The 25,850-nt window shown below is 71.1% G+C and carries 27 protein-coding genes; 12 read left to right on the forward strand and 15 right to left on the reverse strand.

Annotated elements, in window-relative coordinates:
- The first annotated feature begins 171 nt into the window (after positions 1–171).
- Complete coding sequence (locus ACFYZE_RS28590; RefSeq protein WP_388999981.1) at positions 172–1,140, forward strand: phosphotransferase family protein; 969 nt, start codon at positions 172–174, stop codon at positions 1,138–1,140.
- A 213-nt stretch (positions 1,141–1,353) separates the two neighbouring features.
- Here the strand turns inward: ACFYZE_RS28590 and ACFYZE_RS28595 are convergent, their stop codons facing one another.
- Entirely contained in the window at positions 1,354–2,289 is a 936-nt protein-coding gene (locus tag ACFYZE_RS28595) for a Gfo/Idh/MocA family protein (protein WP_388999984.1), read from the reverse strand.
- A 320-nt stretch (positions 2,290–2,609) separates the two neighbouring features.
- The gene (locus ACFYZE_RS28600; RefSeq protein ID WP_388999986.1) at positions 2,610–3,830 is read right to left on the reverse strand and encodes a nuclear transport factor 2 family protein; all 1,221 of its coding nucleotides are present in this window, start codon (positions 3,828–3,830) and stop codon (positions 2,610–2,612) included.
- Between the two features lie 96 nt (positions 3,831–3,926).
- Between ACFYZE_RS28600 and ACFYZE_RS28605 the strand changes: the two genes are divergently transcribed.
- Complete coding sequence (locus ACFYZE_RS28605) at positions 3,927–4,880, forward strand: LysR family transcriptional regulator (protein ID WP_388999989.1); 954 nt, start codon at positions 3,927–3,929, stop codon at positions 4,878–4,880.
- A gap of 143 nt (positions 4,881–5,023) precedes the next feature.
- Here the strand turns inward: ACFYZE_RS28605 and ACFYZE_RS28610 are convergent, their stop codons facing one another.
- Positions 5,024–5,710 (reverse strand): DUF1990 domain-containing protein, encoded by a 687-nt coding sequence (locus ACFYZE_RS28610; protein WP_388999992.1) that lies wholly within the window; start codon positions 5,708–5,710, stop codon positions 5,024–5,026.
- Positions 5,711–5,855: 145 nt separating this feature from the next.
- Between ACFYZE_RS28610 and ACFYZE_RS28615 the strand changes: the two genes are divergently transcribed.
- Positions 5,856–6,068, forward strand: coding sequence for a hypothetical protein (locus ACFYZE_RS28615; RefSeq protein WP_388999995.1), 213 nt, complete (start codon positions 5,856–5,858; stop codon positions 6,066–6,068).
- A gap of 15 nt (positions 6,069–6,083) precedes the next feature.
- Positions 6,084–6,797 (forward strand): DUF1990 family protein, encoded by a 714-nt coding sequence (locus ACFYZE_RS28620; RefSeq protein WP_388999997.1) that lies wholly within the window; start codon positions 6,084–6,086, stop codon positions 6,795–6,797.
- A gap of 141 nt (positions 6,798–6,938) precedes the next feature.
- Here the strand turns inward: ACFYZE_RS28620 and ACFYZE_RS28625 are convergent, their stop codons facing one another.
- Together ACFYZE_RS28625 and ACFYZE_RS28630 are read right to left on the reverse strand one after the other, a co-directional pair.
- The gene (locus tag ACFYZE_RS28625) at positions 6,939–7,313 is read right to left on the reverse strand and encodes a VOC family protein (RefSeq protein ID WP_389000000.1); all 375 of its coding nucleotides are present in this window, start codon (positions 7,311–7,313) and stop codon (positions 6,939–6,941) included.
- Positions 7,314–7,482: 169 nt separating this feature from the next.
- Entirely contained in the window at positions 7,483–7,854 is a 372-nt protein-coding gene (locus ACFYZE_RS28630) for a VOC family protein (RefSeq protein WP_389000003.1), read from the reverse strand.
- 168 nt (positions 7,855–8,022) lie between these two features.
- Here ACFYZE_RS28630 and ACFYZE_RS28635 point away from each other — a divergent pair, with 168 nt between their 5' ends.
- The gene (locus tag ACFYZE_RS28635) at positions 8,023–8,451 is read left to right on the forward strand and encodes an ATP-binding protein (protein WP_389000006.1); all 429 of its coding nucleotides are present in this window, start codon (positions 8,023–8,025) and stop codon (positions 8,449–8,451) included.
- 119 nt (positions 8,452–8,570) lie between these two features.
- On the opposite strand, the gene ACFYZE_RS28640 is transcribed toward ACFYZE_RS28635, so the two are convergent.
- The 4 genes from ACFYZE_RS28640 to ACFYZE_RS28655 form a co-directional block, all read right to left on the reverse strand.
- The gene (locus ACFYZE_RS28640) at positions 8,571–10,058 is read right to left on the reverse strand and encodes a glycosyltransferase 87 family protein (RefSeq protein ID WP_389000009.1); all 1,488 of its coding nucleotides are present in this window, start codon (positions 10,056–10,058) and stop codon (positions 8,571–8,573) included.
- Positions 10,055–10,798 carry a class I SAM-dependent methyltransferase gene (locus ACFYZE_RS28645; RefSeq protein ID WP_389000133.1) on the reverse strand — a complete coding sequence of 248 codons (744 nt, stop codon included), beginning with the start codon at positions 10,796–10,798 and terminating at the stop codon, positions 10,055–10,057. Before ACFYZE_RS28645 ends, ACFYZE_RS28640 begins: the two co-directional genes overlap by 4 nt.
- Positions 10,799–10,914: 116 nt before the next feature.
- Positions 10,915–11,595 carry a DUF2064 domain-containing protein gene (locus ACFYZE_RS28650; protein ID WP_389000012.1) on the reverse strand — a complete coding sequence of 227 codons (681 nt, stop codon included), beginning with the start codon at positions 11,593–11,595 and terminating at the stop codon, positions 10,915–10,917.
- Positions 11,592–12,311, reverse strand: coding sequence for a glycosyltransferase family 2 protein (locus ACFYZE_RS28655; protein ID WP_389000015.1), 720 nt, complete (start codon positions 12,309–12,311; stop codon positions 11,592–11,594). The genes ACFYZE_RS28650 and ACFYZE_RS28655 overlap by 4 nt, the downstream gene beginning before the upstream one ends.
- A gap of 113 nt (positions 12,312–12,424) precedes the next feature.
- Between ACFYZE_RS28655 and ACFYZE_RS28660 the strand changes: the two genes are divergently transcribed.
- Positions 12,425–13,150, forward strand: coding sequence for a response regulator transcription factor (locus ACFYZE_RS28660; RefSeq protein WP_389000018.1), 726 nt, complete (start codon positions 12,425–12,427; stop codon positions 13,148–13,150).
- Positions 13,140–14,252 (forward strand): sensor histidine kinase, encoded by a 1,113-nt coding sequence (locus tag ACFYZE_RS28665; protein ID WP_389000020.1) that lies wholly within the window; start codon positions 13,140–13,142, stop codon positions 14,250–14,252. The genes ACFYZE_RS28660 and ACFYZE_RS28665 overlap by 11 nt, the downstream gene beginning before the upstream one ends.
- An 82-nt stretch (positions 14,253–14,334) precedes the next feature.
- Here the strand turns inward: ACFYZE_RS28665 and ACFYZE_RS28670 are convergent, their stop codons facing one another.
- From ACFYZE_RS28670 to ACFYZE_RS28685, 4 genes are all read right to left on the reverse strand, one after another.
- On the reverse strand, positions 14,335–15,387 hold the full coding sequence (locus tag ACFYZE_RS28670; RefSeq protein WP_389000023.1) for an NAD-dependent epimerase/dehydratase family protein: 1,053 nt from the start codon (positions 15,385–15,387) through the stop codon (positions 14,335–14,337).
- Between the two features lie 53 nt (positions 15,388–15,440).
- Positions 15,441–16,037, reverse strand: coding sequence for a hypothetical protein (locus ACFYZE_RS28675; RefSeq protein ID WP_389000026.1), 597 nt, complete (start codon positions 16,035–16,037; stop codon positions 15,441–15,443).
- Between the two features lie 121 nt (positions 16,038–16,158).
- Positions 16,159–16,563 carry a hypothetical protein gene (locus ACFYZE_RS28680; protein WP_389000029.1) on the reverse strand — a complete coding sequence of 135 codons (405 nt, stop codon included), beginning with the start codon at positions 16,561–16,563 and terminating at the stop codon, positions 16,159–16,161.
- The gene (locus ACFYZE_RS28685; RefSeq protein WP_389000032.1) at positions 16,560–17,705 is read right to left on the reverse strand and encodes a molybdopterin-dependent oxidoreductase; all 1,146 of its coding nucleotides are present in this window, start codon (positions 17,703–17,705) and stop codon (positions 16,560–16,562) included. The genes ACFYZE_RS28680 and ACFYZE_RS28685 overlap by 4 nt, the downstream gene beginning before the upstream one ends.
- 414 nt (positions 17,706–18,119) lie before the next feature.
- Here ACFYZE_RS28685 and ACFYZE_RS28690 point away from each other — a divergent pair, with 414 nt between their 5' ends.
- On the forward strand, positions 18,120–18,884 hold the full coding sequence (locus tag ACFYZE_RS28690) for a GNAT family N-acetyltransferase (RefSeq protein WP_389000034.1): 765 nt from the start codon (positions 18,120–18,122) through the stop codon (positions 18,882–18,884).
- A gap of 67 nt (positions 18,885–18,951) precedes the next feature.
- Positions 18,952–19,176: a translation initiation factor IF-1 gene (gene infA, locus ACFYZE_RS28695; protein ID WP_389000037.1), complete on the forward strand. Its 225-nt coding sequence runs from the start codon at positions 18,952–18,954 to the stop codon at positions 19,174–19,176.
- A 208-nt stretch (positions 19,177–19,384) separates the two neighbouring features.
- Here the strand turns inward: infA and ACFYZE_RS28700 are convergent, their stop codons facing one another.
- Together ACFYZE_RS28700 and ACFYZE_RS28705 are read right to left on the reverse strand one after the other, a co-directional pair.
- On the reverse strand, positions 19,385–20,344 hold the full coding sequence (locus ACFYZE_RS28700) for an aminoglycoside phosphotransferase family protein (RefSeq protein ID WP_389000040.1): 960 nt from the start codon (positions 20,342–20,344) through the stop codon (positions 19,385–19,387).
- A gap of 218 nt (positions 20,345–20,562) precedes the next feature.
- Entirely contained in the window at positions 20,563–21,771 is a 1,209-nt protein-coding gene (locus tag ACFYZE_RS28705; protein WP_389000043.1) for a PP2C family protein-serine/threonine phosphatase, read from the reverse strand.
- 391 nt (positions 21,772–22,162) lie between these two features.
- On the opposite strand from ACFYZE_RS28705, the gene ACFYZE_RS28710 reads away from it, so the two are divergent.
- The 3 genes from ACFYZE_RS28710 to ACFYZE_RS28720 all read left to right on the forward strand — a co-directional run bounded on the left by ACFYZE_RS28710 (position 22,163) and on the right by ACFYZE_RS28720 (position 25,768).
- Positions 22,163–24,235 (forward strand): SpoIIE family protein phosphatase, encoded by a 2,073-nt coding sequence (locus tag ACFYZE_RS28710; protein ID WP_389000046.1) that lies wholly within the window; start codon positions 22,163–22,165, stop codon positions 24,233–24,235.
- Between the two features lie 159 nt (positions 24,236–24,394).
- Complete coding sequence (locus ACFYZE_RS28715; protein WP_389000049.1) at positions 24,395–25,306, forward strand: NAD-dependent protein deacetylase; 912 nt, start codon at positions 24,395–24,397, stop codon at positions 25,304–25,306.
- 258 nt (positions 25,307–25,564) lie between these two features.
- Complete coding sequence (locus ACFYZE_RS28720) at positions 25,565–25,768, forward strand: cold-shock protein (protein ID WP_103845202.1); 204 nt, start codon at positions 25,565–25,567, stop codon at positions 25,766–25,768.
- Positions 25,769–25,850: the final 82 nt, after the last annotated feature.

Consider the following 25,850-nt stretch of genomic DNA (forward strand, 5'->3'; position numbering starts at 1 on the left):
GACGGCTACTTGCCGATGCGTCCCGGCTGCACGGCCCGCCACGCCCCGAGGTCGCCGACGTGTCCGCGCCAGGGGACGTCGGGGAACCGCCTCGGTGCCGTCCGCGACTCCAGTCAATGACCCGACCGCAACCGAAAGGGTGCCGCCGTGCAGAGCCGGACCAAGCGCCACATGTCCCCCACCCAGCTCGATGCTCTGCTGCGCGGCACTGTGGGCATCGGGTGCCGCCTTGAGACCGAGCTGACCGACGGCTGGTTCAACAGCGCCTACCGCGTCCTGCTCGACGACGGCCGACCAGCCGTCGTCAAGGTCGCCCCTCCGGCCGGCGCGGCTGTCCTGCGGTACGAGCGCGGCATCCTCGCCACGGAGGCCATGGTCTACCGGCGGCTCGCCGCCCTATCCGACGGCGGCGTGCCGACGCACGAACTGCTGTACGCCGGGGATGAGTTCCTCGCCCTTTCAGTCCTGGAGGGGATCCTGTGGGACAGGGTCCCCAACCGTATCCACCCCTCCACGGGAGCGGTGCTTCGCCGCGAGCTGGGTGCGATCACCGCGCGTCTGCACACCCTGGCCCCGGAGGACGGGCGGTTCGGCTATCCGGCCGGTGAATCCGGGCTCTCCGCCCCCGACTGGCGGACGGCGTTCACCGCGATGGTGGACGCGCTCCTCGACGACGCCGATCGCTGGCAGTCCCCGCTGGACGTGCCACCGGCCGACATTCGGACGCTGGTGGCCGAGGGCCGGTACGCCCTGGACGAAGTCGCCGAGCCCCGGCTCGTCCACTTCGACCTGTGGCCGGGCAACATCTTCGTCGACCCCGGCGTCGACGGGACGCCCGCCCGGATCACCGGACTCATCGACCACGAACGGGCGTTCTGGGGCGACCCCGCCGCCGAGCTGGTCTCCCTGGCCTTCGGCGGCGACACCGACCCCGACAGCGACCTCGTCGCCGGCTACGTCGAGGCCGGAGGCAACCTCGAATTCAGTCCCGCCTTCCGGCACCGACTGGCCCTCTACCACCTGTACCTGGGCCTGCTGCTCGTCGTCGAATGCGGGCCGCGCGGCTACGGTCCCGATCACCTCGCATTCTGCCGCGGCACTCTCGCCGAGGCCGTGACACGGCTGCAGAGCCTGGGTTAGCGGCCTGCAAGGCGATGCTGCCGCCCGCCCGGACGGTTGGTGCGCCGACGCCTGGACGGCCCTGGAAGGGACGACAGCCGTCGTCCAGGAAAGCTTCGCGCCACCGTAGGCCGGGCACGGGCTGAGTGGCGGCACAGCGGGCGCGACACAGCGGCCGTTCCACCGTACTGAGTGTCGCATCGAGTGACGGATGCGGCCTGCGCACAACGAAGTTCAGCGCTGCGCCGCCGGTTCGTGCACCAGCCGTCCGTCCCTGGGAGCGCCTTGCGCGGACGAGCGCAGAAGGTGCTCGGCCGCCGCGAGTATCTCGGTCACCCGCAGACCGAACGCGGCGTCGCAGGGATGTGGCCGGCCGGAACGGGCGGCGGCGCACAGGGCGTCCGCTGCCCGGCCGAGGGCCGGAACCACGCCGCCCGAACTCTCCGGGAGCAACGCCACTCCGGCCTCTCCGCGCAGCTCGACGGCCGCTCCCGCCGCCGCGGACGGTGCCGTGAGGCTCAACGTCATGGTGCTGGATGCGCCGCCGACGTGGTCGAGGACCACATGGACGGTGTCCCCGGGACCGTGCGCAGCGGCTGCCACCCGCCTCACGTCACCAAGTACCGGCAGCAGCACGGACAGCGCGTGGGGCCCGACGTCCCACAGGGCGCCCTTCTCCCGCCGCCAAGGCGATGCCGCGAAGGGGCTGTCACCGGTGAAGACCGCGCCCAGCCACTGCGCCTGTGCGGTGAACCAGCCCCCGACGCCCGCCTGTTCGTTGATCCAGGCATCCGGCTCGGTCTGGAAGCGGGTCGTGAAGAAGACCACCGATGCCACGCCCGCTTCCCGCACGGCGTCGACCACTGCCCGTCCCTGCGCCACCGTCACGGCCAAGGGCTTGTCGAGCAGCAGGTGACACCCCGCCCGCGCGGCTCGCGGTGCGAACTCGGCCTGCACGTCCGGCGGCAGGGCCACGGCAACGGCGTCCACGTCGGCGAGCAACGCGTCCACGTCGTCGTACGCCCGCGTGCCATGGCGGTCGGCCAGCTCCCTGGCCGCGCTCGCCCGGCGTCCCCACACACCCACGAAGTCCAGTCGGTCGTGCCCGCTCAGAGCGGGTGCGTAGGCCGCCTGAGCCCACGGGCCGGTACCGAGCAGCCCAATGCGCATGCCGTTGCCTCTCCACGTTGACGATCAAGGTGTCGACCGGCGCCTGAAGCGACCGGTCCTGGCCGAGCGTGTCACATGTACCGGCCACACGGCAGCTCACCCCCTGCTGTCGGGGTCGCGAAGTACCACCGGCGCCGGCGCGGCAGCCCTCCCCGACGACTCCTGGGCCAGCGCCGGCTCGCGTCTGGCGAGCCGGCCGTGGCCGCTGGTGAAGGCGGTGAAGACGACGTGCGGGGCGCGCCTGCGCTGCGCGAGTGGACCGAACGCGAAGCCGCCGCGGAGCAGCCGGTGCCCCAGTGGACCTGGGGAGCGGCGCCGCCCTACGCAGGCTCACCGACGAAGGGGCGGCGCTCATCCCCTCGACGGCCGGGGCTCTCCCCGTCACTTCGGGAGTGTCGGTGATAGGCCTTGTTGGCGATGCGCCAGCTTCCGTCGACGTGGACCAGCAGGAACATGTCGGTGAAGGTGTCCGCGCCGTGCCAGAGGGTCATGGACGCGGTGGCGACGGTGCCGTGGACGTCGATGGCGTCGATGCGGCGTGAGCGGGTCGGTTCGTCCGGGGCCGGCCGGCCGTGGAAGAGAGCGCAGTACTCCCCCAGGCGCCAGGAGACGAATGCGCCGTTCCGGATGCCCTCGATGTGGGCAGTGGGCAGGAAGGCATCGCGGAAATGGGTGGGGTCGCCAGTGGCGTGTCCGCGGATGTAGGCGCGCAGAGGTTCGAGCACGGCGACATCCACGGCGGGGACCGTGGCGGCGACGGCGATGTCGGCCTCAGGTTCGGCGGGAGTGTCGGCGAGGTCGGCTGCGCTGCGCAGGGGGGTGTTTGACGCGGTGGCGAGCAGTGCCATGTCCTTGGCCAGCGCGCCGATCGTGAACTCGGTCGTGCCGGCGGTCGGCGTGTCGGTGAGGAAGGACCTTTTGCGGGCCACGAGCCCGCCGAGCTGGCCGAGTTCGAGCACGTCCAGCACCTGGGCACGGGTAAGGCCCAGAGCGTCGGCTTGCCGCAGCGAGTCGCGCAGTGTGAGGACGGCGCCGGCAAGGCTGCTGTTGGCGATCAGCTTGAGCGCGGCGGCAGTTGCGGCGTCGTCGACGCGCCGCACGGTGCCGAGCACTTCCAGAACCGATCCCACTCGATCGAGCGCGTCTTGGTCGCCGGCGGCCAGAACCTGCAGGGCGCCGACGGCGGCAGCCGGCACGGAGCCGAGCACGGGTGCGTGGACGTAACGAGTGCCGAGTTGCCGGGCCAGGCTCGCCGCCTCTGCGGGGGCGATCGTGCTGGTGTTCAGCACGATCGTGTCCGTGTGCAGCGAGTCGCGGACCTGGTCGAGGACCTGCCGGCAGGCCCGACCGTCGAACAACGCCAGCAGCGCGATGTCGGCCTTCGCCACGGCAGCGTTCGGGTCGTCGGTCGTCTCGACAGCGCCTGCCGTGCGCCCGGAGCGTGTCCAGCCGACAACGTCCCAGTTTTGGTCGATGAGTCGTGTCGCGATCGCCGTGCCCATACGGCCCAAGCCGAGAACGGCGATTGAGTGCGGTGTCATGCGTCCCAGCGTGGTGTCCTGCAGAGGTCTGCGACAAGCGCAGATCTTGCAGAGCAGGGATGCGGTATCCGCATACCGAGCAGGCATACTCCTGGCATGGCATTGACTGCATGGCGGACGTTCGTGACGGTGTGTCGGCTGGGATCGCTGTCGGCAGCGGCCGTCGAGCTCGGCTACACGCAGTCGGCCGTCTCCCGGCAGATCGCCGGGTTGGAGCGTGAACTCGGGGTGCCGCTGGTGCAGCGGCATGTGCGCGGTGTGCGCACCACGCCAGCTGGGGAGGTGTTCCTTCACCACGCCTTGGCCACGCTCAACGAAGCGGACCGCGCCATGCGTGCTGTACGGGACGTTCGTCACGATGCGCCCAGTCGGCCACTGGCCGTAGGCGCCACGCCGTCCCTGGCCGCCGGGATCGTGCCGACGGCGATCCGCCGCCTGCTGGAGGCGGCCGGGCCCCTCCGGTGGAGCTTGTTGCCCGAGCTGAGCCCGGAGTTGCACGACCGTGTGATCGCCGGCACTCTCGACGTCGCTGTCGTCACCGACGCGCCACCGGGGGTGCCCAACGACCCGCGTGTCGAACGGCGGTTCCTGGGCATGGACGAGATGGTCGTCGTGCTGCCCGTCGGCCACCCGCACGCCGGGCACGGTCCGGTGCACATTCAGGCGCTGGCCGATGAGACCTGGGTCGAGGACAACGACGGCTCGGCGACGCTGCTGCGCCAGCACGCCGCCCGCGCCGGAGTCACCGCCCGTATCGACCTCACAGCGGCCGATCTGCTCGGCAAGATGGCCCTGGTCGCCACCGGCCACGCCATCGCGTTGATACCCGGAGTACTGGCGGGCGCGCTGCGGACCGACGTCACCACAGTGCCCCTCCTCGACCCTCCGACTCGCGGTATCTACACGATCACGCCGTGTCGCGATGCCCACCCGTCCACGGCGCCCCTCCTCGACCAGCTCGCGACAGCCTTCGGCTCGGCTCGTCCTGGTCGAGCCGCGCAGCGGCAGCACCCCGCCAAGAGGTGGACAGACCGCTCGGAACGCCCCTGACCCGGCCACGGAAGGCACACGGAATGGGCGGTTTTTGGGGATGCCGAAGAGGTCGCTGAGGATGATGGGTGCGACCTCATCGGCCATGCCGAACAGGGCCGTGTTCCGGGCTGCACGTCGGTTCCGGGGGTGCTCCCCGTGGTTCAGGACGGACGTGCCGTGGCAGGAGAGTCGAGCCAGCGGGTGGAGATGTGCACCCCGTCCCTGAGCCGGCCACCCGAGGCCGTGACGGCGGACAGACAGAAACGGACCCACATGTTGAGCTGAACTTCCTTGGCCAGACGCAGGCGCGTGTACAGCAGGTGCACCAAGCGGCTGCCGGATCGTGCCCACAGCTCAATCTCGAACACGAGCAGGTCATCGTCGTTGCGCGCCCGGAACTGGACCTGACCGGCCTCCATGTGACCGCGCAGAGTCGCCAGGTGCAGGGACTCGGCGTCGCGGTGTACGACCCGGACGGGTCCGTTCCAGGGGCCCGGCATCTCCACCAGCAGCTCGTCCGCCACGTCCAGGCCTTGCACGCGGAGTTCACCCGCCCGGATGGTGACGACCTCGGAGGGGATGAAACGTTTGAAATCCCGGCAGATCAGCTCGATGAGCCGGCCGGCGTCGATCTCGGCCTCGACGATGCGTACACGAAAAAGGCGATGGAACAGGGATCCACAGCCGTCCTCAACCCGTTGCACCCGGCCGTCGACCGTCTCACCGGGCAGCGGGGGCGGACGGTCCCGCTCGTCACCCCGGCACTCGCCACCCCGGTACAAGGGAGTCGTCTCCCAGAGATAACGCCAGGTGACCAGCACGGTCCCCAGGAGCCAGCGCGCCAGCACGGCAAGTACCCGAGGACAGTGCGATCGCGACATTCGCGCCCCTTCGGATCACAAAAACATGACAAACAAGAATGAATACGTGAATACCCTGGTATAGCCGGTAATGGCGCAGTCGACACACAGGCGGACGAATCTGGAGGCGCACATGGTGCTCCGGCTCCTGCGCCGAGCGGGCGCGCGCAGTGATCACCTGCATCTCGCCTCGCTCGGCGCGATCGGTCTGTGTCTGACGCTGTGGGTGCGCGCGAAAACCATCGACCAGGAGCAGCGGGGGAACGCCGAGCGGCGTGCGCTCTTCGTAGGCCTCTGGCCGCCGATGCTGTGGCTGATCGGCGAAGCGCTGCGGGAACCGAAGTGATCTCCATTGGGCGACTTGACCTTCGGACGGCCCCATGCCGCGCGCGTGTGGCGAGGGCTGGTAGACGCACGCGTCAACTACTCGGTTGACGAGGTTCGCCGGCCGACCTGGAACATCGACACCTACCGCACCGCGCTGCCGGCGGAGCGGCCAGGCCCGCCGGAACCCGGCGGTTGCTGGGAGCACGCCTGCCGCCTGGTGCGCGACTACGAGTTCTCGCCGCCGGAGATCGTCCGAGCGCTGTACGACCCGGCCGCGCCGCTGCTCGGCCGTGACATGCTGCTCGAGGCCCGTTTCCACGGGATGCACTTCTACTGCGGTGTGCGCGTCACCGAAGTGGTGGACGAGACCCGCGACGACACGGACCGCGTCTGGGGCTGGGCCTACGAGACCCTGGAGGGCCACCTGGAGCGCGGCAAGACCACCTACGAGGTCGTGAAGAAGCAGGACACGGGCGAGGTGCAATTCCTGGTCTCATGTCATTCGCAAGGTGCCCCCACCTTGGATCGGGTCACGTCCCTCGGCTGGCGGCTGTTCGGCCGCCACACTCAACTGCGGTTCTACCGCAGGTGCAGCGAACGTCTGCAGCACTTCGTCAGCACGGCGCTGTCCGGTGAGGACCCCTTGCCCGGCCGTCCGGCCATGGTCGAGCACTTGGTGTACGCGCCCTCCGACGCGAAGGTACGTCGGCTGGATGCCCTGGCGATCCACCGGGTGGCCCCCGGGTGACATCGTGTTCGTCACCCTCGAACGGCAGTCGCGGGGGATCTTCCAACCCCTCATCCGGGCCAGGACGTGCTCGCGGCGCGGCCGGCCGCGGAGGACTGCCTGGCGGCGATCCCACACCGGACGGCCCATCCCCTGACGGGCTCAGTGGAGGCAGAGGCAGAACGGATGGCCGGCCGGGTCCGCGTAGATCCGCCAGTTGGCCCCCGGGCGGAGCTGGTCCGTCCGCTCCAGCACGGTCGCACCGAGGGCGAGCGCCCGCTTCTCCTCTCCGTCGAGGTCGTCCACGTCGAAGTCCAGGTGGAGCTGCTGCGGGCGCTCCTGGCCCGGCCATTCGGGCGGTTGGTACCCGTCCACCCGCTGGCAGGCCAGCGGTATCCCCTCGAATCCGTGCACCTCGACCCAGTCGGCATCCTCAGCGTCCGCGACCACCCGGCCGCCGAGGAGCTCCGCGTAGAACTCCGCGAGCCGTACCGGATCAGCGCAGTCCAGCGCGACCGCCTGCAGCTTTCGGATCACTTCCCACACCCCTCGCTCTTCGGACGCGTCCGCGACGCCCCGTACGGGAGGGGTCGTACCCGCCACCGCGGTGGGCATGCGCGGCGGCACGCTCCCGCACCCGCTCCGGCGGCGCCGGAACTCCGCCGGAGCCCGCAGCGTGAGCCGTCCCCGAGTTGCATACCGGCAATCAGCGCGCGGTGATGCAGAAGGGATGCCCGGCCGGATCGGTGAGGACCCGCGCCCTGTCCCCATGAGGCTGGTGATCCGGCTTGCCCGCACCCAGTTCCAGCAGCCGGGCTTCGGCTTCGTCCAAGTCGTCCTCGACCTTGAAGCAGATGTGAAGCTGCTGGGGAACGATTTGGTCGGGCCAGCTCGGAGCCCGGTAGTCGTCAACCCGTTGAAAACCGATGAAGAGTCCGTACTCACCGTTGAGACCCGCGAAGTCGGCGTCCGACTTCGGGTGCGGTTCAAGGCCGGTGGCCTGCTGATAGAACGCCGCCAAAGCCGGCGGATCAGGGCAATCAAGTGTGATCGCGACCAACTTCATCTGCAGGGGCATGGCATCTCCGGGCCGATCGTGGACTTCCGCGACGAACACCCTAGAGGCGACTGGGGCCGACGATCCCGCAGCGAGCCGAGGTTACGTGGCGTCGAGGCACGGCCGGCCTGCGTCAAGGCGTGCCGAGCGGGTACTCGGCATCGGCACGTCGACCACAGGGAGGACACCGTGAGCGGTTCGTCGGTGAAGGCGGTGGGGTGGGCGCGCTCCCTGCCGTTGAACAGCGAGGTGAAGACGGCCCGGGACTGGGCGCGCGCACATCTGAAGTCGCTGGGTTGGACGGACAGCGCACCGCAGACGGTGGACGCCGTTCTCCTGACCGTCTCGGAGCTGGTGACCAACGCGCACCTGCACGCGCACAGCTCAGCCCAGCTGATGCTGACCTGGGACACGCGCTGTCTCCACGTCGCCGTGCACGACAACTCAACCGACCTGCCCACCCCTCGTCCACCGAGCACCCAGCAACTCGGCGGGCGGGGCATGCTGCTGGTGGACGCCCTCGCCGACGAGTGGCAGGCACGAACCTGCCCCGATGGCAAGATCGTCCATGCCTGCTTCCGCCCGCCGGTTTCCGACCGGGAGTCGGACGACTCCTGAACGGCGCGGGGGCATGCGGTCCAGCGTGAGGTCGGCCGAGGACAGCAGGGGGACCGGAAGAGCCGCGGCGACAGCCGGCCGGTAGCGCCCGGATAGGCGCGTCGGTCGTCGCGGCACCGTCAGATCCGTTCGCCGCCGAACCGAAGGCTGCGGGCATGGCGCTGCAGGATTCGGCGTGCCCGGCCGGAGCGCAGGCACGCGCCCGCGGTGATCACGATTGCTGCGGTGCCGTACGCCCATGCCTGGAGGGGGAATCCGGGCAGGAGGCGGCCTGCGAGGTAGAGGGCGGTGCCGGCGAGGGTCAGCGTCAGCCACTCCCAGCGGCCGTCCATGGCCACGAGAGCGATCACGAGCAGGGAGTACCAGGGATAGCTCGGGGAGAAGAGGAGCAGGGCGGTGCCGCTGAGCAGCAGCGCGCCGCGCCAGGGGCGGGCAGGGTCCCCGCGCCACCACATGTGCAGCCCGATCAGCGTGAGCAGCGCGACGGCGGTCACGCCGGCGGCGGCGCCCGGCAGCAGGAGTCGCAGCAGGGCGAAACGGCGTACGTCACCGGGCTCGTAACCCTCCTCGTGGAGGTAGCCGGGCAGGTACCCCAGGACGTCCGCGCCGGAGGCCGTCACGTAGGGCAGGTAGGCGAGACAGATGGCTGCGACGGCGGCCGCGACGACGCGCAGGACCTGGGCGGGGCTGCGTTGCCCGGACAAGGCGCCGGGCAGGGCGAGGACGGGAAGGAGTTTGACGGCGATCGCCGCGCCGAGCAACGCGCCGCGGCGGATCCCGGTTGTGGCGGTGCCGAGCGCGAGCACGAGGAGGAGAACGCCCAGGGTGTCGATGTGGGCGTTGTTGACCGCTTCCAGAGCGACAGCCGGGCACCAGGCCCAGAGTGCGGCCCCAGCTGGAGCCCGCTGCGGGTCGGCGCGGCGGCGCAGGACTCGCAGCAGGGCGAGGGTCGTGCCGAAGGCCAGGACGGCGCCCGACGCCTGTAGCGGCTTGTGGCGGCTGTCCGGCGGGGACAGCGTGTGGACGGCGAGGTACCAGCCCTCGGCGACGGGCGGGTAGATGGTGGGGACGGTGGGCCGGTTGATGCGGACACAGAGACCACTGCCGGTGTGGGTGAGCCCCCATCCCTTGCAGGGTTCTTGTGTGGGGAACAGCCAATGGTCGCGCAGGCGGGCCAGTTCAGGTGCGGCGGGCGGGTAGGCATACGGGGATATTCCGGCTGCCTGGACGCGACCGTCCCAGGCGTAGCGGTACATGTCGTCGCTGGTGCGCGGCTGGGCGGTGAGCCCGCCCAGGGCGAGTGCGGCCGAACCTGTCAGGACGAGGACGGTAGCGGCGCGGGCCGGGACCTTGCGCACGGTCCATACGGCCGCCGCGAACAGGATCCAGGCGACGGCGTATCCGCCGAGCAGGCGGCCAGGGGCGCTGTGACTGTCGCCTGCACGGAGGGTGGCGACGACGATGGCGGTGAGGGCGGCAAGCAGGATGGCGTTCGCAGCGATTCGGACCCGGGTCTTCCGCGAGGTCGCCCGTGCGGTGGGACGTGAGGGCGGGGGTGCAACGGAACGTCCGGGATCGTGCCGGTGCTGAGCAGCGGTGTCGGTCATGGGCGGGCCGGCCCTCCATGGGGCATGGCGCGTGGGGCGTCGAGCCCCGGATTCGGGCGATGGAGTTCCACGAAGGTGCGGTTGCCGGTCGTCCACCGGCTGGTGAGGATCCACGCGGTGGCGTCGGCGGCGTGCAGCAGGGCGGTGGCGCCGAGGCGGGCCCAGGGAAAGGGGCGTCCGTGTCGGCCGTGGGCGTCCTCGACGCGGACGGTGAGACGTTCGTCCACGTCCTGCGTGGCGACTTCGGCCAGCAGGCGCCCGCCGGGTCGCAGCAGTTGGCGCAGGCGGGCGAGCAGCGCCGCCGGATCGCCGCCGATTCCGACGTTGCCGTCCATCAGCAAGGCGGTCCCCCAGCGGCCCTCTCTCGGCAGCGGGTCGAAGACGGACCGCTGCAGGGCGGTACCGCCTCGGCGGCGGGTCCGGGCGACGGCGGCCGGACTGATGTCCACTCCGAGCACCGGTATGCCCCGGGTGGCCAGGGCGGCCACCAGACGTCCCGGCCCGCAGCCGACGTCCAGGACGGGGCCGGTGCAACGGTGCAGTACGCCTGTGTCCGCGGGGTCGGGCGCGGCGCAGAAGCGCTCGACGTCCAGAGGCAGTAGCTCGGCCACCCCCTCGATGGGCGGTGTCATACGGCGCAGATACAGCGGGCCGCGGCCGACGCGCAGGGCACGGCCGTAGGGGTCGTCCGTCCAGGGCTCCCCCGGCTCGACGGACACTTGGCTGTCAGCGCGCTGCAGGGGGGCTTGGGGCTGGGAAGGCAGCGTGACGTGCAGGGCGTTCTCTTCTGACGCGCTTCGCTCCACCAGTTCCGTCCGTCCGGTGCCGGCAGTGCGCGTCCCGTGGGAGGTGCCGCTCACCGGACGGTCTCCGCGAGCGAGGCCAGGGTGGCGGCGAACCGGGATCCGGGCGGGCAGCAGGCGGCCACCGAGGCGGCGTCGGCGGCGGTGTCCACGTCCCGCAGCAGCGGGAGTTCACCGACCGCCAGTCCCGCCTCGGTGAGCCTGCGACGCTGGATGGCCCCGGTGCGGTCGGTGGACATCGGGACACCCCTGACGAGGGCGCCGGCGCGGGTCGGATCGGCGAAGCCCAGGGCCCAGAATCCGCCGTCGGCGGCTGGGCCGAACCAGGCGTCGCGCCCGTCGCGGCCGACGCCGGTCAGCAGGTGAGGGGTGAGTTGGGGAGTGTCCATGCCGACGAGGAGCGAGGGGCCGTCGCAGAGGGCGAAGGCGGCGGCGATCCGCTCATCGAGGCCGCCGGACGCCTGCGGCAGGACCTCGAAGCCGGGTGGCAGCCACGGACCAGGGGCTCCGTCGAGGACCAGCACCCGGCGGCGGGCGGGGACCTGGAGCATGGTGTTGAGCGTGTCGGTCAGAGCGGCCTCGGCCAGGGCAGCCGCCTCCTGCGGGGTGTAGGGCGGGGTGAGGCGGGTCTTGACGCGCCCGGGCACCGGCGCCTTCGCAATGACCAGCAAGGTGTTCGAACCCGCGGTCGTGGTGGTCGTAGTGGTCCTGGTGGTCGTGGCGCGAGCGTTCATCGGACACCTCCCGCAACGCCGGCGTCGACGGCCGGGGCCGCAGACGGCCGCTCGGCCAGGACGGCACGCATGTCGCGCACGGCCTGCCAGGTACCGCGCCAGGTGCCGGTGACCTTCGAACGGCCCGTACGAGGTCGGTAGGGCACGTCGGTCTCCGCCACCCGCCAGCCGGCGTCGGCGGCACGGACGACCATCTGCAACGGATAGCCGGAGCGCCGGTCGGTCAGGGCCAGCGCCAGGAGCGCCTCCCGGCGGGCGGCGCGCATCGGGCCAAGGTCGTGCAGGCGCACGCCGGTGCGGCGGCGGACGAGACGGGCCAGCTCCAGGTTGGCCAGGCGGGCGTGGACGGGCCAGGCGCCGCGTGCGGTGGGGCGGCGACGGCCCAGGACCAGATCCGCTGCGCCGTCGAGAACGGGGCCTGCGACGGTCGGCAGCAGGCCGGGGTCGAGGGAGGCGTCGCAGTCGCAGAAGCAGACCACGTCGGCCGTGGCGGCGGTGAGGCCCGCGTGGCAGGCGGCGCCGAAGCCGCGCCGCGGCTCGCTGACCACGTACGCACCCAGGTCACGGGCGATGTCCGGGGAACCGTCGGTGGAGCCGTTGTCGACGACGATCGCGCGCCAACCGGGCGGAATCCGCTCCAGCACCCACGGCAGGGCCTCGGCTTCATCGAGGCAGGGCAGCACGACGTCCACAGAAGAAGGGGATGTCTCGATCACCTCACTCACAGTACGGACGCAAAACAGACATAAAGGATGTCGCCTCCTTACGGATCGCTGACGTCGTTCGGTGCGTCGGTTCGCGGCGGAACCCGGGTGCGAGACTCGGTCGTGTGAAACACGTACTCGTCGTGGACGACGACCCGACCGTCTCCGAGGTCGTCGCCGGATATCTGGCCCGGGCGGGCTTCGCCGTCGACGTCGCCCCCGACGGACCCACCGCCGTGGCCCAGGCCGCCTGCCATGAGCCCGACCTGGTGGTGCTGGACCTGATGCTGCCCGGCATGGACGGGCTGGAGGTCTGCCGCCGCATCCGTGCGGCCGGCCCTCTCCCTGTGATCATGCTGACCGCGCGCGGCGACGAGGAGGACCGCATCCTCGGTCTGGAGGTCGGCGCGGACGACTACGTGACCAAACCGTTCAGCCCCCGGGAGCTGGTGTTGCGGGTGGAGTCCGTGCTCCGCCGGGCCGGCGCGTCGACGGCCGTCCGGTCCGAGACGGCGGAGCCCTGGCTGCGGGCCGGCCCTCTCGCGCTGGACCCCACGGCCCGGCGCGCCACCCGTGACGGCTCGGAGCTGGCCCTGACCATCCGCGAGTTCGACCTGCTGGAGTACTTCATCCGGCACCCCGGGCAGGCCACGAGCCGGGAGCAGTTGATGCAGCGGGTCTGGGGCTGGGAGTTCGGCGACCTGTCGACGGTCACCGTGCACGTGCGGCGACTGCGCGAGAAGATCGAGGACGACCCGGCCCACCCTCGCCTCATCAGCACGGTGTGGGGCGTCGGCTACCGTTTCGACCCTCCCCGGCCGCAGGAAGCCGAGGCCGGCCATGATCGGTGACACACTCCTCATCGCCCTGTACGCGGCGATCGGCGCGGGGGTCTCCGGACTGCTGGGAGCGGCGGCCCTGCGGGCGCTGCGCAACCGGTCCGTCGCCGTCTCCCTGGCCGTGGTCGCCGCCGTCACCGTGGCTGCGATGCTCGCCGGAACCATGCTGGTGTCCTGGGCGATGTTCCTGTCCGACCACGACCTGTGGGTGGTGACGATGGTGTGCGCCATGGCAGCGGTCGTCTCGCTCGTCGTGACGCTCATCCTGGGCCGCAGCGTCGTGAAGGGCAGTCGGGAGCTGGCCGAGGCCACCCGCGCCCTCGGAGACGACGGCAGTTTCACCCCGCCCGCCCTCGCACCCACGGCCGAACTCGCCCACCTCAGTCGCCAGTTGGCTGCCACCAGCGCCAAGCTAGCCGCCTCCCGGGAACGGGAACGGACCCTGGAAGCCTCCCGACGCGAACTCGTCGCCTGGATCTCCCACGACCTGCGCACCCCGCTGGCCGGTCTGCAGGCGATGACCGAGGCCCTCGAGGACGGCATGGTCGACGATCCCCGCGACTACCACACCCGCATCCGCGCGGAGGTCGGCCGTATGAGCGCCATGGTCAGCGACCTGTTCGAACTCTCCCGTATCCAGGCGGGTGTGCTCGCACTGTCCCCCGCCCGGATGTCGGTCTACGACCTCGTCGGCGACGCCATCGCCGGCGTCGACGCGCTGGCCAAGGAACACGGAGTACGGCTCGTGGGCGACGGAGTCGAGCCCGTACCGGTGGAGGTCGACGGCCGCGAGATGTCCCGCGTCCTTGCGAACCTGCTGGTCAACGCGATCCGCCGGACGCCCGCCGACGGCACGGTCGCCGTCTCGGCCCGCCGTGAGGCCGACAGGGTCGTGCTGTCGGTGACGGACGGCTGCGGCGGCATCCCGCCGGAGGAACTGCCCCGCGTCTTCGACACCGGCTGGCGCGGCACTGACGCCCGCACCCCGCCGGCCGGCGCGGGGCTCGGCCTGGCCATCGTGCGCGGCATCGTGGAGGCCCACCAGGGACGCGCTGCGGTGCGCAACGTTCCGGGCGGCTGCCGGTTCGAGGTGCACCTGCCGGCAGCGGTCTGATCCGAGGACGACGAGGACGCAGGACGGCCCGGCGGGAAACGCCCGGGCCGTTCCGGCGCGGTCACCCGGGAACCGGACGAGCTCACCCGGCCCGCAGGGGCGCCGCCGCGAACTCCGCCATGCCTTCCGCGAAGGCGACCTGCGGCTTCCAGTCCAGCTCGTCGCGCAGCCGCTGAGAGGAGGCGGTGATGTGGCGGACGTCGCCGAGCCGGTACTCCCCCGTGACGACCGGTGTCGGTCCGCCGTGCGCCGCGGCCAGCGCCGCGGCCGTCTCACCCACGGTGTGCGGCTCTCCACTGCCGACGTTGTACGCCCGCAAGCCGCCCTCCGGCAGACCGTCCACACCGTCCAGCGCCGCGAGGTTGGCGCCGGCGACGTCCCGAACGTGGACGAAGTCCCGCCGTTGCCCGCCGTCCTCGAAGACGCGCGGAGCCTCGCCGCGCGCGAGCGCTGACCGGAACAGGGAGGCGACACCCGCGTAGGGGGTGTCCCGCGGCATGCCCGGGCCGTAGACGTTGTGGTAGCGAAGGGCGGCGACGCGGCCGCCGGTCGCCCGCGCCCACGCGGCGGCCAGGTGCTCCTGCGCCAGCTTGGTGGCCGCGTACACGTTGCGTGGATCGGCCGGGGCGTCCTCGCCCACCAGGCCCGCGGCCAGTGGCTCACCGCAATGCGGGCACGGAGGCTCGAAGCTTCCCGCTTCCAGATCCGCCACGAGGCGCGGCCCCGGCCGTACGGCGCCGTGCCGCGAGCACTCGTAGCGTCCCTCGCCGTAGACCACCATCGAACTCGCCGACACCAGGCGCCGCAAGCCTGCTTCGGCCATAGCGGCAAGGAGTACGGCGGTGCCGAGGTCGTTGCAGCCCACGTAGTTGGGGGCGTCGGTGAAGTCCTTGCCGAGACCGACCATCGCGGCCTGGTGACAGACCGCATCGACGCCCCGCAGGGCGTCGGCCACCGCCTCCCCGTCACGGACGTCGGCATGCCGCCAGTCCACCCCGTCGGGGATCGGCGGGACCGTGCGGTGGGCGGCGGGCAGCAGCGCGTCGAGGACGCGCACCTCATGCCCCTCATCGATGAGGGCGCTGACGATGTGCGAGCCGATGAAACCCGCACCGCCGGTGACCAGGATCAACATGCCACCGACCGTAATGCGGTGCACCTGGCGGCGGGCCGCTCGGTGTGAGGATGTCAGGGGTTCGTAAGCCTTTCCGCATCCCGCGTGCCCTCGGCGGTCCGGGACGTCGCCACCGCCAGGAGGGCGAAGGCCACAGCGAAGCCGAGCATGGTCAGCACGCCCTTGGGCCAGAAGATGTGGCTGTCGACGAATGACCAGCAGGCGGCCGACAGGACCACGGCACCCGGCAGTACCCGCACACCATGGCGCCGCCAGAGCACCACGCAGGTGGCGAGCGAGGCGACGGCCAGCCCGTACACCCCGGTCCGGCCCAGATCGTCCCCGGTGGCGAACAGTCGTCCGGTGGCGCCGCGTACACCGTGGTCCACCACAGTGCCGGCGGCGATGCCGGCCACCGCGTCCAGTCCGGAGTAGTACGCGGCGAAACAGAGGCATCCGGCCCAGGAGACCACCGTCAAGGCCCCTTCTGCATCGCGGCGCGGCCTGCCCCACAAGGGGACCACCAATCCGAGCACGAGGAAGGGGAAGACCGGCAGCAGGACGATGTGCAGTCCGGCCCAGTGACCTGCCGTCGCCGCCGTCAGATGCCGGGGGTGCATCAGACCGGCGGCGGCCAGCGACAGCGGGGCGGCGGTCACCAGGGCCGTCACGCGACAAGTGCGGAGGAATCGCATCCGGTCACGCTAGGCGGCCCTCCGGTGCTGCGCCGTGCCCGCCCGCAACGCGTAAGACACCCGTAAGACCGCTGGTCCGTCGCCGGACCAGGGAAGGTCACCCACCGGGCCGACGGCGACCGCGCCCGAACCCGCGCACGGCCAGCCAGAGCGCCGTCACTGTGGCGACGGCCACCAGTGCGATCAGCCAGTTGCGGGGATAATCCAACGGCAGCACCGACGAGTTGGCCGTCCTACCCGGCCGAAGCAGCACGGGCAACGCCACCGCCGTCAGCGCACCCGCGACCAGCAGGGCCCCGCGGACCGGTCCGCGCGCACCGCCGCGCACCAGGAGCAGCCCGACCAGCAGCACGGCCGGGGCGATCAGCACATCGTGCAGGACGACCGCCCCGCCCAACCACACCAGCACATCCGCCAGGTCGCGGACGTCCATCAGGAAGAACGCCCCGACCCCCATGAGTGCGACACCCGCCGTACCCGCCAGCGCGCGCAGCGTCTTCATGCCTGCACCTCCAGTCGGCCCACCCACTTGGTCTGCAGAACGCCCGGCCGATCGGGAGCGATGAGCCGCGCCGGGCATCCGTGGTCCGGGTCGAGTTCCTCGCCGTTCAGGCGCAGGGCCAGCAGGGTCAGCGGGTCGCGGGCGTGCTCGGGCCCCATCTCCGACACCCGGTAACCGCCCCTCGACTGCAGCGACACCACCCGCACCCGCGCATGCTCCGGCGCCCCCGCACGCTCCAGCAGATCCCTGATCCGTACGCCGGTCCAGCGCGCCGACTTGCTCCAGCCCTCCACACAGGCGATCGGCAGCTCGACCTCGTACTGCGGCAGGGCGCGCAGCTCGTCCAGGGTCAGGGTGTACGGCTGCGGGCCGGTCACCACCAGGCGGTATTCCAGGGCAGTGATCCGGCCGACCCCCGCAGCGTCGGCAGTCCGGTTGACCGGCAGCGCCTGCGGGCCTTTGTCCGGGTGGCGGGGCGCGAACAGAAGGAAGCCCTTCAGCGGGGTGAAGGACTGGCCCACGGTGGTCAGTGTGACGGCACCGACAGCAGCGCCCACCGCTGCCAGCAGCGAGCGCCGGTCGGGGCCGTCCTGCGTGGGCAGGGCGAGCGTCCCGGGCGACCGACGAGTCCAGTACGCCTTGATCTCCGGCGCCTTGACCGCGACGTGCAGCAGCAGCGCCCCGATGACCAGCCACGCCACCGCGTAGTGCACGGGCACGAACGAGAACGGCCACGGGTACCACTGGGCCGTGTTCAACAGCCCGGTGGCCAGCTCGAAGACGGCGCCGGCCACCAGCACCCCGACGGACAGCCGCTCCAGGGCGTGCTTGACCGACCGCGCCGGCGGCCATTCGTACAACCGCGGATACACCGTCCACAGCTTCGCCAGCAGCAGCGGGATCGCCGCGATGCCGGAGGCGACATGAAGTCCCTGAGTGAACCGGTAACCCCACGCCGGGCGGCTCGGGAGTCTGTCGGCCAGCCAGCCCGGCGGGTGTTGCATGAAGTGACTGACCAGTCCGGTGACGAAGCAGACGGCGAACGCCATCCCCAGCCACCGGCCGATGGAGGTCGCCGTGCGGGCATCGTGCAGTCTGCCTTTGAACACCGGCGGAAGGAGACCCAGTTTCATGCCCTCCATCCCACTCGGCGCCCGGCCGTCACGGAACCATCGAAGTCTTACGGAACACGGACGTCCCACCCAGCGAGCGCTGCCGATCTTGCGAGACGGGCTGTCTGCCCGGACACCGAGCCGCTCCAAGACCTGCTTCCGATGCACGCCCCGGTGGCGGCCCTCGACGAGCGGCTGTGAGAGGCGTTCGATGCACACCCTGGTTCGTCCGTTCCTGAGTTCTGATCACGTGGCCGGGAAAAAGGTTGGGCGGGATGATGATCCGGCTGGTAACTTGCGGTCGACCGTGACTTCGCCGGAGGAGGTGAGACCCGTGAACGCTGTATCGAGGTGGGTGCTCCCCCTTTCCGTCACGGTGTGCGACTGATCTAGGTGTCGTCGGGAGCGCCTCTCCAACAAGGCACTCCTGAAAGGCGAACACCTATGAACACTGTGGTGATCACGCGGGTCGCGGAGGCGCAGTGGGAGGCCGTGACCGACGATCGGATCGTCGGCCAGGGCGATGTCTCCCACCGGCCCGACGGGCGGCTCTTCATCAGCATCGACGTGTGGCAGGACGCGGTCTTCAACCAGCTCGCCGCCGCGATGCTGGCGGACTTGCCTGCGCCGCTCCACACCTTGGTCGGCGAGGCCGACCACGCCCTGAAGTCGAGCTGGGAGCGGCTCGGCTTCACCGTCGGGCGCCGTGAGTGGGAGTACGTTCTGCCCACCGACCCGCGCGAAACCGGGCTCGGCGCGCTGCAACTCCCGGCAGGTGTGACGACTCTGCCCGCCGGCGAGGCGGATGCGAACCTGCTGCGCGCGTTGGACCGCGCGATTCGCGCGGAAGTCGAAGCCACCGTCGGCTGGCACACCATGCCGGCCGAAGTGCTGCCCCGCCCGGCGGGGTCGACGCTGGTGGACCCGTCGAAGTACGCGGCCGCGGTCCGGAACGGTGAGTACGTCGGTCTGGTCCGGGTGGTGCCGGTGCGTAGCCGGGCACGGATCGGGCTGCTTGCGACACGGGCCGATCAGCGCCGACACGGCATCGGACGGGCGCTGCTGGCCCATGCGTTGGGCGCGCTGCACCGGGACGGGATCGACTCGGCCTGGGCCGAGGTGGACGAATCCAACACCGCGGCGATCGCGCTGGTAGAGGGCGTCGGCGCGCGGCGGTCGAGCAGCTACCTGGAACTGGTGCGCCGCTGACGCCTGCTGACGCACCGAAACGACCCGACCGGCCCACCCGACCCATCGAATCGAGAAGCGAGACACCTTGGCAAGTACAGCGAAGGGCCTGGAAGTCGAAGGCACCGTCCTCGAATGCCTGCGCAACGCCACCTTCAAGGTGGAACTGCAGAACGGGCACCACGTGCTCGCGCACATCAGCGGGAAGATCCGGAAGAACTACATCAAGATCCTCCCGTTCGACCGCGTGATCGTGGAACTCAGCCCGTATGACCTGACCCGCGGCCGGATCCTTTACCGGTACCGGACCTGAGCAGCGGGAAGCGCGCCCGGGAGACTCCCGGGCGCGCGCTTCGGACGCCGTTCCCGCCAGACCAGCGGGCCTTGTCGTGACCGATGCGCCTGGACGCTTCGATGCGCGCGATCCGGGAGCGGGCGCCTGCGCCGGCCCCGCCCGATTCCTCTGGACGCTGACCGCCCAGCAGTACGACTCGAGGACCGGCGCCGCGCGGACCGCGCCGTCAGGTGGCGGGCCGGGTCCCATCCACAGCGCTTGGGGAACTGGGGCGGTGGGTCGTCGCGGTGAGGCGTCGCAGCGCTGCCTGGGCAGGTGGGCCCCAGGTGCGCTTGCCACCCGGACGGCCGTGGACGCCTGCCTCCCCAATGAAGATGCAGGCGAGGGCTTTCAACACCGCCCAGCCACGGGCGCGGCGTCGGGTCGCCGGGTCCGGGGCAGGCTGATAAGCGTCGTAGAAGCGGTCGACGGCGCCGTCCGGCAGCAGTATCCACGCGGCTGCGAGGTCGCAGGCCGGATCGCCCGCGCAGAGGTCGCCGAAGTCGATCACGCCGCAGAAGGTGCCGTCCGCGGTGAGGACGTTGGCCGGATGGAGATCGCCGTGAAGCCACCGTGCCGGCCCCGTCCAGTCGGGCGCGGTGACGGCGTCTTCCCAGACCGCGCGGACGGCGTCCGGGTCGGGGATCAGCCCCAGTTCGGTGGCCGAGGCCAGCGCCTGGGCGAACGGCTCGGCATGGTCGGTCAGCGGCCCCCCACGGTCGCGGCCGCTCGGCGCCCCGTCGGGGGCAGGTCGGTGAAGGGCGGTCAGGAAGGCGGCCAAGGTGTCGGCCGCCTCCCCTGCTCGCGTGGCGGGGGCACGGTCGGCGGGGGTTCCCGGCACCCAGGTGGTGACGAGCCAAGGCCGCGGAAACCGCTCGGAGGGCTCGCTGAGGCGCTGCGGGACGGGGACCGGCAAGGGAAGACGCGGGGCGAGAGCGGGAAGCCAGGCGTGCTCTTTGCGCAGCAGCGCGTCCGCGGACAGCGTCGCCCAGGGCAGCCGGACGGCGAGGTCGTCACCGAGCCGCCACAGCTGGTTGTCCCAGCCACGCGCACCGAGCTTCAAAGGGAGACCGGCCAGATCCGGGTGCTGGTCGTGCAGCAGGTCCCGGATCAGCTCTGCGGTGATCTCGATCTCGGTATGGGTCACGCGGAGCCACGATAGCCGCACGGGCGCGCTCGGTTGTCGGGCAACCCGGGACCCGCAGGAGCAGGACGTGACGGTGCGCCACTTGCCGCGCTGCGGGCCGAAGGGAACACGACTGCTCGGCTTCGCCGGGTCTGTCGGAACTCGGCACCGCCCTCAAGCCGATGGCCGGCACAGGACCCGCAGCTCACCTCATTCTGAAATGATCAGTCAATACGGCGTCACCGGAACTGAGGGTGCCATTCGAAGAGCAGGATCGTCACGTCGTCCCGCAGTTGGTTGCGCTGGTAATCGAGGATGGCGTGGATGAGCAGCCGCAGCACCTCGGCCGGGCGCTGGCCGGCGGCAGAGGAGCGGATGATGAAGTCGGTGAACCGGTCGAGGCCGAACTCCGCTCCGTCCGCGTCGCGAGCCTCCACGACACCGTCGGTGTAGAGCAGGACGCAGTCGCCGGGTTCCAGTGCCGTCTCGTGGACCTTCCGGGGCAGCGGGGCGAGTGAGCCGGCCAGGCCGATCGGCGGCTGCGGGGGGCTGTCCAGCGCTCCGGCGAGCACCCTTTCGCCACGGATCAGCAGCGGTGGGGGGTGACCGCAATTGACCCAGTGCAGCAGCCCGACCTCCGCGTCGAGCCGACACAGCACGCCGGTGCAGAACTGGTCGGGCAGCCACTGGGCGAGCGCCTGGTCGACGGAGCCGACGACGTCGGCCAGGTCGCCGCCGCCGCGGCGGGCGTTGCGCGCCGCCGCCATGGCCACCGACGTGGTCAGGCCGGCGGTCAGATCGTGACCCATGGCGTCGAGGATCATGGTGTGCAGGACGTTCTTGACCACCGAGTGGTCGAAGGCATCGCCGGCGATCTCGTACGCCGGTTCCACGACCGCGGTGGAGACGCACCACTTGCTGCCGACGGTGCGGGGTGGCAGGAAGGCCCGCAGCATCTCGGCGGGCAACCGCATGGTCGCGGTGCGGGTTCGGGCTGCGAGCCAGTCGCTGTAGGCGCGCTTGGAGGTGATCAGCATGGCGAACAGATGGGCCAGCATCCGGCTGCGGCGCATCCGCACCCCGTCGAGCCTGGCGGTCCGCACCGCCAGCACGCCCAGCCGCTCCGCACCGTCCACCAGAGGCATCCAGACGATCAAGCCGTCGTCGGCGTCGGCCACCCGCGGGGAGACCGTACGGTACGCCCAGCCGGCCGACGAACGGTCCACCGGCAGCGGCTTCAACGCCTCATCGAGGGGGATGAGCAGCCGTTGCTGCAGGTCGGCGAGGTAGATCGACACGGTGTCAAGGCCAAGGGCGGAGGCGCACCGGTTCGCCAGGGCGGACAGTTCGACTGGTAGGGCCGTCTGCGCCTCGATGATCAGCTCATCCAGCCGATGCTCGTCGACGGCGGTGTCGGGACCAGCGGACGCGTGCGGTGGGTCCGACACGGGATCACCCCTTCCGTGCCCCCAGTCTCACACCGATCCAGTCCTCTCTCACGTCAGGGACGATCGCGGCGAGGCCGAGAACGTCGGCCGGAGGGCGGTCAGCCGAGCTCCACCGGGCACACCCCGTGCGCCGAGCTGCAGCGAGGTGACGCAGGTGGTCGTGATCGTGTCCGTCGGTGGGCGCGACGACCGGACCGCCGTGGGCGTCGAGGGAGGGGAATCGCGAATCGTAAGTCGTGAGCCGAAGCTCTCCCCCGTCGCCACATCCCGTCCGGTCCCGGCCCGTCGGTCGATCCAGGACGTGCCGCCTCGGCCCGGGGCGACTATGAAGGGAGGCAGCGGCCGCGCTTCGGCGCGGTCCGGGGTACCGAGTGGGGCAGGAGGTCGGCGCATGAGCACAGCGGACTCCTCCGGAGCGGGACAAGACCGGCCGGTGGCCAGTGCTGCCGCTCCACCGAGTGGCCTGCTCGACCTCCTGAGTGTCGCTGCTGTGGTGCTGGACGCGAATGGGCAGGTGGTGTTCTGGAGTCCTCAGGCCGAGGAACTGTTCGGCTACACCGCGGCGGAGGCACTGGGCCGGTTCGCCGCGCGGCTGATGGTCCACGAGGAGCACTGGGACGAGGTGGTCAAGCGTTTCGCCGAGGTCATGGGATCGGGCGCCGACTGGGCCGGGGCGTTCCCGATCCGGCACAAGGACGGCAGCACCCGCCTGGTGGAGTTCCGCAACATGCGGCTGCTGGACGACCGCGGTGAGACCTATGCCCTCGGTCTGGCCGCGGACCAGGCCACCGTGCGGCGGGTCGAGCGGGACGTCGCCCTGACCGCGCGTCTGGTGTCCCAGTCCCCGATCGGACTGGCCGTCCTGGATACGGAGCTGCGTTACGTGACCGTGAATCCGGCCCTGGAACGCATCACCGGCCTGCCCGCCGCCAGGCGGGTGGGGCGGCCGGCCGGCGAGGTGCTGACCTTCCTGGACAGGGGGAATGTCGAGGCACGTTTCCGCCGCGTCCTCGAAACGGGGGAACCGGTCGTGGACCGGCACATCGTCTGTCGTCCCCCCGGCGACCCCGATCACGATCATGCCTGGTCCGTTTCCTACTACCGGCTGGAGGATGCCGCCGGGCGGGTGCTGGGCATGGCCTATTTCGTCATCGACATCACCGAGCGCCACCGAGCCGCCATCGATGCGGCACAGGCACGGCAGCGCCTCGCCCTGATCGCCAAGGTCTCGGCCTCCGTGGGCACCACCCTCGATCTGGAAACGACAGCGCATGAGCTGGCGGAGGCCGTCGTACCGGATCTGGCCGACATGGCCACCGTCGACGTACTCCACAGCCTGCTCTACGGAGGGACCGTGCCGGACGCGGGTCCGACGCGCTTCTGCGTCCTCGCCATCGGTGCGGCCCACCCGACAGACGCGGTCCGCGCGGTCGGCCCACCGGGGGGACTCGCCACCTACGGCAGTGACCGCCTCATCACCCAGTGCGTGCGCACCCGGAAGCCGGTTCTGGTGCCCCACACCTCCCCTGGCGATCTGCGGCGCATCGCCCGCGACAGTGAGGCCGCCTCCCTCCTCGCGGCGGCCGGTGTGCACTCCTACCTCGCCGTACCGCTCGTGGCCCGCGGCGAGCTCCTCGGCGCCATCGCCCTCAAGCGCACGCACAACCCCGCGCCCTTCGATGACGACGACGTCTTCCTCGCCTCCGAGGTGGCCTCCCGCGCGGCGGTGTGCATCGACAACGCGCGCGGGTACCAGGCCCAGCGTCACACGGCCCTCACCCTTCAGCGCAGCCTGCTCCCCGAGCCCCCGTCACACCTTCCCGGCCTTCGGATCGCCTGCCGCTACCAGCCCGCCGGCGCCACGAGCGAGGTCGGCGGCGACTGGTACGACGCGATTCCCCTGCACGCCGGCAAGACCGCCCTGGTCGTCGGCGATGTCATGGGCAGCGGCATCAACGCCGCCGCCACCATGGGCCAGCTCCGCAGCGCCACCCGCGCCTTCGCCGAACTCGACCTCGCCCCCGCAGAAGCCCTCCGCCACCTCGATCACCTGACCGAGAGCGTCCAGCAGACCATTGCCACCTGCGTCTACTGCGTCTACGACCCCGACGAGGACCAGTGCCACATCAGCCTCGCCGGCCACATGCCCCCGGCCCTGCTCTGTCCCGACCGGCCGGCGGAGCTCCTCGAACTGCCCACCGGCGTGCCCCTGGGCGTCGGAGGCGTTCCCTTCGAGACCACCACCATCGCCTTCCGCCCCGGCGATCAGCTCACCCTCTACACCGACGGCCTGGTGGAAACCCGAAGCGAACCCATCGACACCCGTTTGGACGCCCTTCTGGGCGCCCTCACGGAGGTGCGCGGCTCGGATCTGGGAAAAGTCTGCGACCGCCTCCTGGGCATGCTCCGGCAACCCGGCGGCGAGGACGACGTCGCTCTGCTCGTCGCGCGAGCTCAAAGCTGAGGGTCACGGCATCCGGCTGTCCCGCTGCGCGCGGCTGCGCTGCGGGTCTGCCCCGGCAGCGTCGACGGGGTTGTCGCAGGGTCCGGGCCGCGGGTGGGGCGGCCGGCCGCTGCTGATCGCGCGAACCACCGAACGCGGCCTGTTCCGTACCCTGATGACATGCGCATGCGCCCCACCCTGAGCTGGACCCCTGCCGAGGATCTGCCGCCGGGCACCACGGATCTCGAGCCGGTCGCCGATGCACTGAGCACCGGCGGTGTGCTGGTGCTCAGCGGGGCGGGCATCTCCACGGAGTCGGGCATCCCGGACTACCGGGGCGAGGGTGGGAGCCTGAGCCGGCACACCCCGATGACCTACCAGGACTTCACCGCCAGCGCCCAGGCCCGGCGCAGGTACTGGGCGCGCAGCCACCTCGGCTGGCGCACCTTCGGCCGCGCCCGCCCCAACGCCGGGCACCGGGCCGTGGCCGCGTTCGGGCGGCACGGCCTGCTCTCGGGTGTGATCACCCAGAACGTCGATGGCCTGCACCAGGCCGCCGGCAGTGAGGGCGTCGTGGAACTCCACGGAAGCCTGGACCGGGTCGTCTGCCTTTCCTGCGGCGCCTTCAGCCCTCGCCGGGAACTCGCCCGGAGGCTGGAGGAGGCCAATCCGGGCTTCGAGCCGGCGGCCGCGGGAATCAACCCGGACGGTGACGCCGACCTCACCGACGAACAGGTCGGGGACTTCCGCGTGCTGCCCTGCACGGTCTGCGGCGGCACCCTCAAACCGGACGTGGTGTTCTTCGGCGAAGCCGTTCCGCCGCAGCGGGTCGAGCACTGCCGCAAGCTGGTCCGTGAAGCGGCCTCGCTGTTGGTCCTGGGCTCCTCACTCACGGTGATGTCCGGGCTGCGGTTCGTCCGCCAGGCGGCCCAGGACGGGAAGCCGGTGCTCATCGTCAACCGGGATCCGACCCGGGGCGACCGGCACGCCCTGACCCGGGTCGCGCTCCCGCTGGGAGCGGCCCTCACCACCTTGGCCGGCCGGCTGCGCATCCCCATCGACGACCGGGCGGCGGCCTCGGAGAAGTCGTGACGGTGGTGGGGCGTCACCGCACCCCGGGGTGGAAGAGAAGGCGGCGGCCAGGCGAACGTCACGATCATCGAGGGCTTTGAGAGACCCCGGCGCGCCTCGATCGTCCACCACGGGCCACCGAGCCGTGCTAGAGTCTCGGTGTTGCAGTTGTGGTACCCATGAACCCATGTGCGCCTGACGGGAATGTTTATCCTTCAGGCGCATTATTTGTTTTCCGGGATCTCCGGATGGGGCCTCTGCCTACAGAAGGAAAAGGTCATGGCACAGGGAACCGTCAAGTGGTTCAACGCCGAAAAGGGTTTCGGCTTCATCCAGCAGGACGGCGGCGGCCCCGACGTCTTCGCGCACTACTCGAACATCCAGACCCAGGGCTTCCGTGAGCTCCAGGAGGGCCAGCGGGTCTCGTTCGACGTCACGCAGGGCCAGAAGGGCCCGCAGGCGGAGAACATCCTCCCCGCCTGATCGCCGGACGCGTATCCGCTCACCGGGGTCCGCACCGTCATGGTGCGGACCCCGGTTTGTGCTGTTTTCCAGGAAGGCAGAT

This window comes from Streptomyces sp. NPDC001796, assembly GCF_042892355.1.
GTDB lineage: Bacteria > Actinomycetota > Actinomycetes > Streptomycetales > Streptomycetaceae > Streptomyces.

Excerpts from the sequence above, each read along its gene's own strand:
- ACFYZE_RS28590 (WP_388999981.1), top strand. The coding sequence starts at position 172 with ATGTCCCCCACCCAGCTCGATGCTCTGCTGCGCGGCACTGTGGGCATC.
- ACFYZE_RS28595 (WP_388999984.1), bottom strand. The coding sequence starts at position 2,289 with ATGCGCATTGGGCTGCTCGGTACCGGCCCGTGGGCTCAGGCGGCCTAC.
- ACFYZE_RS28600 (WP_388999986.1), bottom strand. The coding sequence starts at position 3,830 with ATGACACCGCACTCAATCGCCGTTCTCGGCTTGGGCCGTATGGGCACG.
- ACFYZE_RS28605 (WP_388999989.1), top strand. The coding sequence starts at position 3,927 with ATGGCATTGACTGCATGGCGGACGTTCGTGACGGTGTGTCGGCTGGGA.
- ACFYZE_RS28615 (WP_388999995.1), top strand. The coding sequence starts at position 5,856 with ATGGTGCTCCGGCTCCTGCGCCGAGCGGGCGCGCGCAGTGATCACCTG.
- ACFYZE_RS28630 (WP_389000003.1), bottom strand. The coding sequence starts at position 7,854 with ATGCCCCTGCAGATGAAGTTGGTCGCGATCACACTTGATTGCCCTGAT.
- ACFYZE_RS28640 (WP_389000009.1), bottom strand. The coding sequence starts at position 10,058 with ATGACCGACACCGCTGCTCAGCACCGGCACGATCCCGGACGTTCCGTT.
- ACFYZE_RS28650 (WP_389000012.1), bottom strand. The coding sequence starts at position 11,595 with ATGAACGCTCGCGCCACGACCACCAGGACCACTACGACCACCACGACC.
- ACFYZE_RS28665 (WP_389000020.1), top strand. The coding sequence starts at position 13,140 with ATGATCGGTGACACACTCCTCATCGCCCTGTACGCGGCGATCGGCGCG.
- ACFYZE_RS28670 (WP_389000023.1), bottom strand. The coding sequence starts at position 15,387 with ATGTTGATCCTGGTCACCGGCGGTGCGGGTTTCATCGGCTCGCACATC.
- ACFYZE_RS28680 (WP_389000029.1), bottom strand. The coding sequence starts at position 16,563 with ATGAAGACGCTGCGCGCGCTGGCGGGTACGGCGGGTGTCGCACTCATG.
- ACFYZE_RS28685 (WP_389000032.1), bottom strand. The coding sequence starts at position 17,705 with ATGGAGGGCATGAAACTGGGTCTCCTTCCGCCGGTGTTCAAAGGCAGA.
- ACFYZE_RS28690 (WP_389000034.1), top strand. The coding sequence starts at position 18,120 with ATGAACACTGTGGTGATCACGCGGGTCGCGGAGGCGCAGTGGGAGGCC.
- ACFYZE_RS28710 (WP_389000046.1), top strand. The coding sequence starts at position 22,163 with ATGAGCACAGCGGACTCCTCCGGAGCGGGACAAGACCGGCCGGTGGCC.
- ACFYZE_RS28715 (WP_389000049.1), top strand. The coding sequence starts at position 24,395 with ATGCGCATGCGCCCCACCCTGAGCTGGACCCCTGCCGAGGATCTGCCG.
- ACFYZE_RS28720 (WP_103845202.1), top strand. The coding sequence starts at position 25,565 with ATGGCACAGGGAACCGTCAAGTGGTTCAACGCCGAAAAGGGTTTCGGC.